Annotated in this window: 7 protein-coding genes and 2 pseudogenes; 6 read left to right on the forward strand and 3 right to left on the reverse strand. The window is 65.2% G+C overall.

What is annotated here, in order from left to right:
* Positions 1-34: 34 nt before the first annotated feature.
* From ACT89O_RS00370 to ACT89O_RS00380, 3 genes and pseudogenes are all read left to right on the forward strand, one after another.
* A pseudogene (locus ACT89O_RS00370) lies at positions 35-1,597 on the forward strand (methyl-accepting chemotaxis protein); the annotation flags it as partial.
* Between the two features lie 123 nt (positions 1,598-1,720).
* Positions 1,721-2,029, forward strand: a pseudogene (locus tag ACT89O_RS00375) (CZB domain-containing protein); the annotation flags it as partial.
* Positions 2,030-2,200: 171 nt separating this feature from the next.
* On the forward strand, positions 2,201-2,788 hold the full coding sequence (locus ACT89O_RS00380; protein WP_218300695.1) for a hemerythrin domain-containing protein: 588 nt from the start codon (positions 2,201-2,203) through the stop codon (positions 2,786-2,788).
* Positions 2,789-2,923: 135 nt separating this feature from the next.
* On the opposite strand, the gene ACT89O_RS00385 is transcribed toward ACT89O_RS00380, so the two are convergent.
* Positions 2,924-4,030 carry an alkene reductase gene (locus ACT89O_RS00385; RefSeq protein ID WP_487261508.1) on the reverse strand — a complete coding sequence of 369 codons (1,107 nt, stop codon included), beginning with the start codon at positions 4,028-4,030 and terminating at the stop codon, positions 2,924-2,926.
* A gap of 170 nt (positions 4,031-4,200) precedes the next feature.
* Here ACT89O_RS00385 and ACT89O_RS00390 point away from each other — a divergent pair, with 170 nt between their 5' ends.
* Complete coding sequence (locus tag ACT89O_RS00390; protein WP_487261509.1) at positions 4,201-5,427, forward strand: YbfB/YjiJ family MFS transporter; 1,227 nt, start codon at positions 4,201-4,203, stop codon at positions 5,425-5,427.
* A gap of 163 nt (positions 5,428-5,590) precedes the next feature.
* Here the strand turns inward: ACT89O_RS00390 and gstA are convergent, their stop codons facing one another.
* A complete protein-coding gene (gstA, locus tag ACT89O_RS00395) occupies positions 5,591-6,199 on the reverse strand; it encodes a glutathione transferase GstA (protein ID WP_121421762.1) in 609 nt (202 codons plus the stop codon).
* Positions 6,200-6,554: 355 nt separating this feature from the next.
* Between gstA and ACT89O_RS00400 the strand changes: the two genes are divergently transcribed.
* Positions 6,555-10,184: a hypothetical protein gene (locus tag ACT89O_RS00400; protein ID WP_487261510.1), complete on the forward strand. Its 3,630-nt coding sequence runs from the start codon at positions 6,555-6,557 to the stop codon at positions 10,182-10,184.
* 45 nt (positions 10,185-10,229) lie between these two features.
* Positions 10,230-10,475 (forward strand): hypothetical protein, encoded by a 246-nt coding sequence (locus ACT89O_RS00405; protein WP_218301398.1) that lies wholly within the window; start codon positions 10,230-10,232, stop codon positions 10,473-10,475.
* 248 nt (positions 10,476-10,723) lie between these two features.
* Here ACT89O_RS00405 and ACT89O_RS00410 read toward each other — a convergent pair whose 3' ends face one another.
* On the reverse strand, positions 10,724-11,497 hold the full coding sequence (locus ACT89O_RS00410) for a class II aldolase/adducin family protein (protein WP_218301397.1): 774 nt from the start codon (positions 11,495-11,497) through the stop codon (positions 10,724-10,726).
* Positions 11,498-11,554: the final 57 nt, after the last annotated feature.

An 11,554-nucleotide genomic window follows, 5' to 3' on the forward strand; every position in this document is an offset into this window, starting at 1 on the left:
CACAGGCATACCAATATATGAAGGACGACAGATCATGAATCTCTTCTCGCTCATGCGGCAGTTCACCATACGTTTGCGCATGCTGGGGGCCATTGGCGTGGTGCTGGGCCTGCTGGGGCTGCTGGGGGGCGCGGGCATGCTGGGCATGTTCCGCATCCACAACATGAGCCAGGACTTCATGGACCACTCCTTTGCCGAGGTGGGCTACATGGCCGAGCTGCGGGGCGAGATGGGGGCCATTCGCCAGTTCGAGAAGGACATGATCATTGGCTACGAAAAGCCCGAGGCGGTGAAAGCGGCGCACGCCAAATGGCTGGAAAGCCAGGACAAGGCCAAGAAGATTGCCAACAAGTTCCTGGAAGGCGAGGAAGACTCTGACAACCCTGTGGTGCGCAACATCGTCAAGCGCCTGGACAGCTACCGCGAGCTGTTCGCGCACGTGGCGCGCCAGCTGGAGGCCAGCGGCTATGACACGGCCACGATTGCCAACCGCATGAGCGGCAAGGCCGTGGCCGAGTTTGCCGAGGCCGACAAGCTGATGGCGGAGCTTGATTCCGTGCTGCGCGCCGAGGTGGCCAAGTCGGTGGAGCAGCAGGGCGAGGTGTCTGATCAGACCAAGTGGCTGTTTGTGCTGGCCGTGCTGATCACCGTGGTGGTGGTGGTGCCCACCACGCTGATGAACATGAACTCCATCTGCCGCCCGTTGGAAGACGCACGCAGGATGGCGCAGGCGATTGCGGGGGGCGACCTCTCGCAGCACATTGCGGCCGAGGGCAAGGATGAAGTGGCCGACCTGCAGCGCGCTCTGCGCGACATGCAGCAGGGCCTGGGCGCGCTGGTGGCGCAGGTGCGCGATGCCAGCGGCAACATCGCCACAGCCAGCCAGGAGATTGCCACGGGCAACCAGGACCTGTCGCAGCGCACCGAGCAGACGGCCAGCAACGCCCAGGAGGCCGTGTCTTCGCTGTCGCAGCTGACCGCCACGGTGCAGCAGACGGCGTCGTCGTCGCAGATGGCGAACCAGTTGGCGGCCTCGGCCTCGCAGATGGCCACGCACGGCGGTGGCGTGGTGCAGCAGGCCGTGGCCAGCATGCACGAGATCTCCACCTCCAGCCGCAAGATCGGCGACATCATCGGCCTGATCGACTCGATTGCGTTCCAGACCAACATCCTCGCGCTGAACGCTGCCGTCGAGGCCGCCCGCGCGGGGGAACAGGGCCGGGGCTTTGCGGTGGTGGCCAGCGAAGTGCGCAGCCTGGCGCAGCGCTCTGCCGCAGCAGCCAGCGACATCAAGGGGTTGATCCAGAACAGCGTGGCGGCCGTGGACGGTGGCGTGCGCCACGTGGAAGAAGCGGGCACGGCCATGAAGGACATCGTGAGCAGTGTGCAGCGCGTGGGCGACATCATTGGCGAGATCACGGCAGCGGCGTCCGAGCAGTCGGCCGGCATCGGCCAGGTGAATGGCTCGGTGGGCGAGATCGACCGCATGACGCAGCAGAACGCGGCGCTGGTGGAAGAGTCTGCCGCCGCCGCCGAATCACTGCGCGAGCAGGCCGCGCGGCTGTCGCAGGTGGTGCAGCAGTTCCATCTGGCCGACGATCGGCATTCCGTTGGCGTGCGGCAGACCGTCGCCCTGCAGCAGGGTACATCCATGGCGCTGGCGGCTCCATCCGTTCAGGGTGTTGACCTTGATTCGGCCATCAAGGCCCATGCGCAGTGGCGCACCAAGTTGCGCGACGCCGCCAAGAAGCATCAGCAGCTTGATGCCGACACGATCAGGCGCGATGACTGCTGCGAGCTGGGCCGTTGGCTGCATGGGAAAGGACAGGGGTCTTATGGCGCCTTGCCTGCCTTCCAGTCGTTGCTGGACAAGCACCGCGATTTCCATGAAGTGGCAGGCGCCATTGCCCAAACCATCAACCGGGGCAACTACGCGGACGCCGAACAGGCATTGGCGGGCAATACCCCGTTCTCGCAGGCCTCCAGCGCGGTCGGTGCCGCCATCATCCAGTTGCGCAACAGCCTTTGAGGATCGGGTATCAGGGCCGCAGCTGACGGCCCCGATGATCCTGGCTTCAGGCGCGCGAGGCGTCTTGGGGCCGGGGGCGTGGGTGGCCCCTGTATCTCTTGATCTGCGTCAGGCGGTGTAGGCGCGCATCGTGGCAATCTTGAAACCCCGTATCACCCTGGGGAGTGCACCATGCCGTCGATCAGCCTGCGGACCATTCGCGAAGAGCATGCGTCGCTTGCGGCGGTGCTCCATTCCTTGCGCCTGATGCTGGACCAGGGCCCGGGCGATGCGCCTGCCGCGTTCTTTGACGTGATGCGGGCCATGCTGTTCTACATCGACGAGTTTCCCGAACGGCAGCACCACCCCAAAGAGTCGCAGTGGCTCTTCCCCAAGGTGGCCGAGCGCGCGCCCCAGGCCGCTGAGGCCATTGCGCAGCTGGAGCGCGACCACGAAGGTGGCGAGGCAGCGGTGCGGGAGCTGCAGCACCTGCTGCTGGGCTGGGAGCTGATGGGTGATGGCCGCCGCGAGGCCTTTGCCGACGCGCTGCAGCGCTATGTGAGCTTTTACCTGGAGCACATGCGCACCGAGGAAACCGTGGTCCTGCCGGCGGCGCAGGAGTGCCTGCAGCCCGGTGATTGGGTGGCCATCGATGCGGCCTTTGCCAGCAACACCAACCCGCTGGCCCCGGGCAAGCCGCGCGATGCGGCGTATGACCGGTTGTTCACCCGGATCGTGATGCGGGCGCCCAGCCCGATAGGGCTTGGAAGCCCCCCCTGAGTCGCCTGCGGCGCCTTCCCCCTCAAGGGGGACGCCGCCAGCGTGGCGGGGCGGCCCTTGCGCGGCGGCCCTGGCTTGGGGCGCGCCGGTATCCACCGTTGTGTGGCGAGACTGCCGCTTGGTGGACAGGGCTGTTCAGCCCGCTGCCAAGGCTGGATAGTCGGTGTACCCCTCAGCACCGCCTCCGTACAGCGTCGCGCGGTTGATTTCGTTCAGCGGGGCGTTGCTCTCCAGGCGCGCCACCAGGTCGGGGTTGGCGATGAAGGGGCGGCCAAAGGCAACAATGTCGGCACCGTGGGCCAGTGCGGCATCGGCCAGCTCGCGGGTGTAGGCGTTGTTGACCATCCAGGCGCCCTTGCCACCGGCGGCGCGGTAGGCTGCCTTGAGGGCGGCGTAGTCAAACGGGCGGCCTTCCACCTCGCGCGGGCCGCCGGTGGCGCCTTCGATGATGTGGATGTAGGCCAGGCCCAGCGGGCCGAGGTGGCGTACCACGTGGTCGAACAAGGGCTGTGGGTCGGCGTCCACGATGTCGTTGGCGGGGGTGACGGGCGACAGGCGGATGCCGGTGCGGCCACCGCCGATTTCCTCGACGATGGCGCGGGTCACTTCCAGCAGCAGACGGGCGCGGTTGGCAATGCTGCCGCCGTAGTCGTCGGTGCGCTGGTTGGCACCGGTCTTGAGGAACTGGTCGATCAGGTAGCCGTTGGCCGCGTGGATCTCCACACCGTCAAAGCCCGACGCAATGGCGTTGCGCGCGGCGTGGCGGTAGTCCTGCACGATGCCGGGGATCTCTTCGGCATCGAGCGCGCGGGGCATGGAGGTGGGTGTGAAGGTGGGCACGCCGTCCTTGATGAGCACGGTCTTGGTGTTGGCCTGCACGGCCGAGGGCGCCACGGGTGCTGCGTTGCCGGGTTGCAGGTCGGTGTGCGAGACACGGCCCACGTGCCACAGCTGCACCACGATCTTGCCGCCGGCATCGTGCACGGCGCGGGTGACCTTCTTCCAGCCGTCCAGCTGCTCGGTGCCGTACAGGCCGGGCACATCGGCATAGCCCTGGGCTTGCGGGCTGATGGCTGTGGCCTCGGAAATGATGAGGCCGGCACTGGCGCGCTGCGCGTAGTAGGTGGCGACCAGGTCGGTGGGGATGGCCTCGGGCGAGCGGTTGCGCGTGAGCGGCGCCATGGCGATGCGGTTGGCCAGCTGAAGGTCGCCCGCGCGGGTGGGTTCAAACAATGAGGTCATGGTGAGGGTGTCCTGAGGGCTGTGTGCAAGAAAAGCAGCCTTCCAGCTTAATGCTGCAGCGCAAAACGTGCAGCACACTTGCGTCAACAAGGGCACAGGTTTTGTGTTAGCCCGGTCGCTCAGACTGTCGTGCCAGCGGCGCGGGGGCCGTTGCACGAGAATGGACCGCCATGCCCTTGCCACCGCCTTCCGCACCGTTGTTCGTCTCCCCGTTGCGCAGCCTGTGGTTGGCCGTGACCTTGTCGATGGGTGCGGCCATCTCGCTGGGTATCACGCGGTTTGCCTATGCCTTGTTGTTGCCGCCCATGCGGGAGGACCTGGGCTGGTCGTACACGCTGGCGGGTGGCATGAACACGGTGAACGCGCTGGGCTATCTGCTGGGGGCTCTTGCCACGCCGCTGCTGTTGCGGCGCGTGGCCCCGGGGACGGTGCTGGTGGCAGGTGCGGTGATGGCCACGGTGTTCATGGGCCTGAGCGGATTTTTCACGCAGGCAGCGCCCCTGCTGGTGCAGCGCCTGCTGGCCGGTGGTGCCAGTGCGCTGGTGTTCATTGCGGGGGGCCTGCTGGCGGCACGCCTGGGCGCCCAGGTGCCGGGGCGCAGCGGTTTGCTGCTGGGCCTGTACTACGGCGGCACGGGCTGGGGCATCAGCCTGTCGGCCTTGCTGGTGCCTGCGGTGCTGGGCGTGGCGCCTGCGCCGCACAGCTGGACCTGGGCGTGGTGGGTGCTGGCGCTGGCCTGCGTGGCGGCCACGGCGGTGCTGCTGTGGCCTGCGCGGGCGTTGAACGGGTTGGCTGCACCCGTGGCCGCCGCATCCGGGATCACACCGGAGGCTGCAGTGCCCGACCGCGTGCGCTGGCGGGCGCTGGCTCCTGCGCTGCTGGGTTATGGCCTCTTTGGCGTGGGCTACATCGGCTACATGACCTTTGTGGTGGCGTTGCTGCGCGAGCAGGGCCGGGGTGCGGGCGAGGTGACGCTGTTCTACGCCTTGCTGGGGCTGGCCGTGGTGCTGTCCTCACGCATCTGGGCCGGGCTGCTGGACCGCAGCCGGGGCGGAGAGGCACTGGCGCGGCTCAATGCGCTGCTGGGCGTGGCCACCATCCTGCCCGCCATCACGGGCGCGTGGCCGGTGGTGCTGGCCTCGGGGCTGCTGTTTGGCGGGGTGTTTTTGTCGGTGGTGGCATCGACCACGGCGCTGGTGCGGCACAACCTGCCGCAGGCGCTGTGGGCCAGCGGCATCAGCGCGTTCACCATCGTGTTTGCGGCGGGGCAGATCGTGGGGCCCACGGTGGTGGGCTGGATTGCCGATGGCCCTGGAGGCCTGGCGCGCGGGCTAGTCTTCTCGGCCTGCGCGTTGTGGGTGGGGGCGCTGGTGGCGTGGCGGCAGAAGCCGCTCTAGCGCATCTGGAGTTTTGGCCGTGTGTCGTGCTATGCGCTCCCAATCGATACTGGCGCGGCCTAGACCAGAAACGCCGAGCAAGGGCCGCCCCGCAGCGAGGGTGTGTCCCGCTGCCCGCGTAGCGAGAGCGGGGGGAAGGCGCGCAGCGCCTCAGGGGGTATCCCTATTTCAGCAGGCCTTCTGCCTTCATGGCCGCCTGCACCGCAGGCCGTGCACCCACACGCTCGCGGTAGGCCGCCAGATTCGCCAGGCCGGAGATGTCGAGCTTGGTGGGTTGGGTCCAGTTGGTCACGGTGAACAGGTAACCGTCGGCCACGGTGAACTGGTCGCCCATCAGGTATTGCTTGCCCGCCAGCTGGCCATCTACCCACTGCAGGCGTTGCAGCAGCCGCTCGCGCACCATGGGTTTGTAGTCCTCGGGAGTGGCGGGGTTGAACAGGGGGCTGAAGCCCTTATGCAGCTCGGTGCCGATGAAGGTCAGCCACTCCTGCAGGCGGTAGCGCGCCAGGGTGCCGTTGGCGGGGGCCAGTTGCTTGTCGGGCACCTGGTCGGCGATGTATTGCACGATGGCCGGGCCTTCGCGCAGGCGCTCGCCGTTGTCCAGCTCCAGCACGGGCACGTAACCCAGCGCATTGATGGTGTAGTAGTCGGTGCCATCCTGCAGCTTGTGGCTCTTGGTGCTTGCCAGCACGGGGGTGTAGGCCAGACCGGCCTCTTGCAGGGCGATGTGGGGAGACAGGGAGCAGGCGCCGGGGGAGTAGTAGAGCTTCATGGATCGGTCCTTGAATTGGTGAAAGAGTGGCAAACGTTGAAGCTGTCGATGCTATGCGCTTCGCTGTTTTTTTGTCGGCCGACAGTGCGTGGCGGCCTCGGTCATTCCTCTGCAGCCCTCACCCTGGTAAAAGTCTGTAACCCGCGCAGCCCACCTCCTGCATTCCCCGCGCGCAGACCGCTCCTGATTCCATAGCTGCTTACGCATTCCCCACGGCCCCTGCAGCCCGATTCCTTGCATTCACCGCCGCCCACACCGGCCCGTCCCATGTAGGGGTCATTCCTAGCTAGGAACACTCCTAGCTAGGAGCCTTCCCAGTTTCGCGCGCTGAAGCCTGTAGGCACAGTCGCGCGCCATGCAAGTCGCCCCCTCAGCCTCCACCTACGCGCCAGCCCCTGGCGATCTGGCCAGCCCGCCCGCTCCTGGCAGTGCATTCAACAGCTATACAGACCAGCCCCAGGACAACGCTGGCGCCTTCACCGACAGCGGCCCAGGCGGCTATGGCCAGCCCGACCCCTACGCTGACACGGCCTTGGCCAGCACCTCCCTCTTCGCCCCCACCGACCACACCCCCAGCGACACACTGGCCCTGATGGTGCAGGCACAGACCAAGCCTCTGCTGGTCACCCCTGAGAACGCAGCAGGCCTGGGCATCGACTTTGCGCACACCAAGCCCCTGACCGTCACCCCGGAGAACGCAACAGGTCTCGGCATCGACCTGGTGCAGACCAAACCCCTGCAGATCCCCCCCGAGAACCCAGCCACTGGCACTGCGGGCGCCCAGGCAGCAGCCCCCAACGCCAGCCCCACCGAGATCGCTGCCCTGGAACTGCTGCTGGCCGAGCCCGCCAACCAAGAGATGGTGGCCCAGTTCGGCCCGCCCCTGCGCCCGCTGAACACCGACACCGACGTCGGCCAAGGCATCCTCGCGCGCTTTGGCCCCGACCTGGGCGCCCGGCTGACCCAGCTGCAAGAAGCGCACAACGCCGTACGCGACCAATTCCTGCAGGCCCTGGACCACGCCCAGCAAAACCCCGGCCCCGAAGTGGCAGGCAGCGAACTGATCGCACGGCACTCCAGCGGAGGCGATGCCGAGCACATCACCGAGCAGACACTGCACAGCGTCACCCACCCGCCCAGCGCCAATCAGGCCAGCGACCTCCAGGCCATTGAAGCCCAGGCGCTCGCCGCTGGCGGGCAACACCAGAACCTTTGGCGCCTGAGCGACCCCGCCGAATTCGCCAAGGCCTACGCCAGCGGCGACAGCCCCGCGCAAAGAGCCTTTGCCCAACTGCACGGCAAAGAGCCCCTGCAGTTCCATGACGAAGTGCGCACCGGAGAAACCGATGCGGGCCCCCAGATCACCCCTGCCTACTACGGCCTGGGAGAAAGCCAGCTGGTGCTCGGCGGCCCCACCGTCACAGAAAACGGCAACCCCGGGCCCTGGTCTGCCAGCACCTGGCAGACCACCCAGCTCACCCCCGAACAAAACCGGGATCTGATCAACAACGAATACCTGTGGTTTGACCCCGTCAACGGCTGGAGCACGGACCTGGCCAACAACATCAAGCAAAGCACCAGCTTCCTGGACAAAGCGCTGCCCATGGTGTTTGCAGGCGTCATGACCTTCGCCACCGCAGGCGCCTTTGGCATCACCGCCGCCAGCGCCAGTACCAGCCTGGGCCAAAGCATGGCGCTGGGCGCCATCAGCAGCGCCACCATGCAGCTGACCACCGGGGGCAAGATCGACCTGGGCGACCTGCTGCGCTCGGCACTGACGGCCGGAGTGAGCTTTGGGGTGATGAACGCCACAGGCATGAACGAGCTGCTGCAAGGCGGCGATCTGGCTACGCGCAGCCTGGGCCACCTGGGCAAGGCGGGCCTGCAGGGTGTGCTGCAAGAAGCCACTGGGGGCAAGTTCAAGGACGGCCTGACCAACAGCCTGCTGGCCAGCGTGGCGGGAGAAGTGGGCAAGAGCCTGGAGGTGCAGATCGCCGAGCTCAGCAAGAACGAAGGCCTGAGCGTGCAAGAAGCCAGCATGCTGCGCCTGATTGGCCGGGCTGCCAGCAGCGCAGTGAAGGTTGCGGGCAGCAATGACCCGGCGGCGGGGTTTGCGAGTGACTTCCTGGGCGAAGTGCTGGGCGAAGAGCTGCGGGGCGCACAAGGAAAGGGGCAAAGCCAAAGCCAGAACCCAAGCCAGGCAGGGAGTGAGGGACAACCAGGAGACAGGCCCTCCAGCGACTGGGTGAGGAACCTGGGGGCCAGTGAGGTGGATGCGCAGGGGCTGGGCCTGCGGCCAGGACTCGGGGGACTGGGCGTGCGGGTTTCAGACGAAGCCCTGTCTGACTGGAGTGACGAGATCGATGGCGGCATCGCCCTGAACGGCAGCATGGCCCCCGAAACGCAAGCGATCACTGAAGCAGTGGTCGGAAAGGGCCAGGGCCCGCTGGCAGCCCTGGAGGCAGCGGGGCTGGACAAGCAGCAGCAGATAGCGGCCTACGGTCAGTTGCTGGCTAGCGGTCAGATACAGCTCAACGCGCAGGGCGTGCCCATCGTGCAGCCGGGGCAGGTGCTGCAGTTTGATCTGTCGGATACAGGCGCGGCGCAGCTGGGTGGGCGGGCGATTGCGCAGGAGAGTGCGGGGCGGGCCCAGCGGGAGGCGCTGGCCCAGCAAGCCAGCGAGGCGCGCCAACAAGGTATGAGCCCCGAGCAGGCTGCCGAGATCTATACCCAGTACGGTGGACGCTCTGCCAGCTACGCAGGTTTGACACCCACCTGGAGCGGCCGCATGGTTGACGTGCCAGGGGGTGGAGTGGATGCCCTGGGCAACCCCACCGGCATGCGCGAGCAGGTCTGGGTCAGCGACAAACCGTCGAGCAGTTGGTCGCAAAGCGTAGGCAACGCAATACAAACCGGCGCCATGCTGATTGACGGAGCCGTGCAGCTTGGGGTGAACGGAGTCGTCAACGGCATGTGGGCTCGCCCGGCCAGCGGACTGGCGGCACTGCCCGCATTGGTCATCAACGGTACAGAAGCCTACACCGCCATCCAGGCAGACCTGCAAGAGCGCATGAGCCTGCAAAGCAACAATCCTGGGGCCATCGCCATCCAGCAAAGCCTGGGCCAGATGCTGCAGCCCGTGGGACAAACCCTGGACCAGCTGAGAACCGCCAGCGAGAACCGGTTCGGTGATGGTTGGACGGCGGCAGGCTTCACGGCTGCGCAAGCGGCGTTGGAAGTAGGCGGACTATTGGGCGGGGTAGCGGCCATCCCGGCTGGGCGAGTGGCGCTGGGCAACCTGGGCACCAGCGCGCGGATGGGATTGAATACACTGGCCGATGTGATGCCGGTGGGGTCTGGGGATGCGGCGCGACGAAGCGCAGCGTTCGAGTGGGGGGCTGTGGGGGATTTGGAGAGGCTGAGGGATACCCGCAAGACGAACGATGTGTCGCGCTCATACGGTAGCAATGAATTGGAACGGCATTTTGTTGGTCCGCAGCGCCCAATTAGTCGACAGCGTTTAGATATGTTAACTGCGCATCCTGATGCGCACTCAATTGAGCGTCACGGCGGCTCAGTCACAGATCCGCAGCTGATGTATAGATCGCTAACTGGGATTGCCCCCGATGGGCATGTGAAGATTGATGGAAAGAGCGGTAAGGTCATCTTGCCCCCTATGTCTTCCGCTTTCCATTCCGATCAACTTTTAGCTTACGCCGATGATGCCATTCGAAACAACGGCACTTTGGCCACAAAGATCACTCAGAACCCTGGGGCTCAGTATGTAACGCTAACTCCAGAGGATGTCGGTGATCTTGGTTACAACTTGGGGCGAGGTTATGCCCGTATCGGTGGCAGTAAGCTTGATCCAACATTGCAAGGGGCGCCGAAGTTGATTGAAAACCTCAGGAGCGTTCAGGCTACTTATGGGTTCAATCCGCTCACAAATCGGTGGGAGCCTGTGACAATTTTCCCTGCGAGATAACGAATGAATCAATATCCAGTTCTCAAGAATCTACTGGTTTCCATCATGTCGGTAGATGTCGGCTTGTCGCAAGAGCGTGAGGAGGCGGCTTTGGTGGCTTCTCTGGCAAACGGAGAGTATCGTCAGAAAATTCGCCACGAGTTAGAGGCTGCATTTCTCGATGAGGATTTTTCCTGGATGAACCTGCTCGACAATGAAAATTATTGTGTCTTTCCGGCTGACTCCGAGGAAGAGGCAAAAGAATACGTCAAGGCACGACTGTGGAATAGGATAGTTGCGATGGAGTCTTGATCTCGGTCTGCTAGTTTTTTGCTAGCGGGCATCGCCTGATGGACCTCCCAGAGGCTTTATTGCTTGTCGCATCTCGGACGACCATATGGGCGCTTACATACCCGGGGCAAAACTGCCCAATTTCTCATTGCGCCACCAACCAGCCCACCTCGCACAACCAGACCCATGTTAGTGAGGCCCTCCGCGCCAGCGTATTGACGCCATCAAGGGGTATTTACCTCACCCGCTGTCGGGGGCTGTAGGACGTCTCAGGTATTCCAGCCTGGCAGGTCGCGCTGCACCTTTCGCAGTAGTGCAGGCCAGGCAAAGGCGCCGCCCAGGCCGCCCGTCTGCACACGCATGGCCTGGGCCACGCCGCTCACGATCTGGGGGTTTACGGCGATCAATTCGCCACCTGCCTGCGCGTCGATCTGAATGCGGCAAGTGTTCTCGAAGGTGTACATCGACAGGAACGCGTCGGCAATCGTCTTGCCCACGGTGAGCAGCCCGTGGTTGCGCAGCATGAGGAAGTTGGCCTCGCCCAGGTCGGCCTGCAGGCGTGGCTTTTCTTCGTCGCGGAAGGCCACGCCCTCGTACGCGTGGTACGCCAGCGAGCCCAGCACGAAGGTACTTTGCTGGCTGATGGGCAGCACGCCGCCCTTCTGGGCGCTGACGGCCACACCGGCACGCGTGTGGGTGTGCAGCACGCAGCCGGCTTCGGGCCGGGCCTCGTGCACGGCGCTGTGGATCACAAAACCGGCCGGGTTCACGGGGAAGGGCGAGTCGTGCAGCTTGTTGCATTGCATGTCCACCTTGATCAGGCTCGATGCCGTGATCTCGTCGAACATGAGGCCGTAGGGGTTGATGAGGAACTGGTGCTCGCCCGGACCCGACACCGATTCGGGCAGTTTGGCGCTGATGTGGGTGAAGACCAGGTCGCTCCAGCCGTACAGCGCAACGAGCCGGTAGCACGCGGCCAGGTCGCAGCGCAGCTGCCATTCTTCGGGGCTGACGCTGTCTTGCAGCGAAGGGATGTTAAGCATGGGGTGTCTCCGATGGTGGGGGTAGGACACCCACTGTAGGGCGGTAGGGCGGGCGAG

The sequence above is a fragment of the Acidovorax sp. NN32 genome (assembly GCF_057597245.1).

Coding starts and splice junctions, on each gene's coding strand:
- ACT89O_RS00380 (WP_218300695.1), top strand. CDS start 2,201: ATGCCGTCGATCAGCCTGCGGACCATTCGCGAAGAGCATGCGTCGCTT.
- ACT89O_RS00390 (WP_487261509.1), top strand. CDS start 4,201: ATGCCCTTGCCACCGCCTTCCGCACCGTTGTTCGTCTCCCCGTTGCGC.
- ACT89O_RS00400 (WP_487261510.1), top strand. CDS start 6,555: ATGCAAGTCGCCCCCTCAGCCTCCACCTACGCGCCAGCCCCTGGCGAT.
- ACT89O_RS00410 (WP_218301397.1), bottom strand. CDS start 11,497: ATGCTTAACATCCCTTCGCTGCAAGACAGCGTCAGCCCCGAAGAATGG.
- gstA (WP_121421762.1), bottom strand. CDS start 6,199: ATGAAGCTCTACTACTCCCCCGGCGCCTGCTCCCTGTCTCCCCACATC.
- ACT89O_RS00405 (WP_218301398.1), top strand. CDS start 10,230: ATGTCGGTAGATGTCGGCTTGTCGCAAGAGCGTGAGGAGGCGGCTTTG.
- ACT89O_RS00385 (WP_487261508.1), bottom strand. CDS start 4,030: ATGACCTCATTGTTTGAACCCACCCGCGCGGGCGACCTTCAGCTGGCC.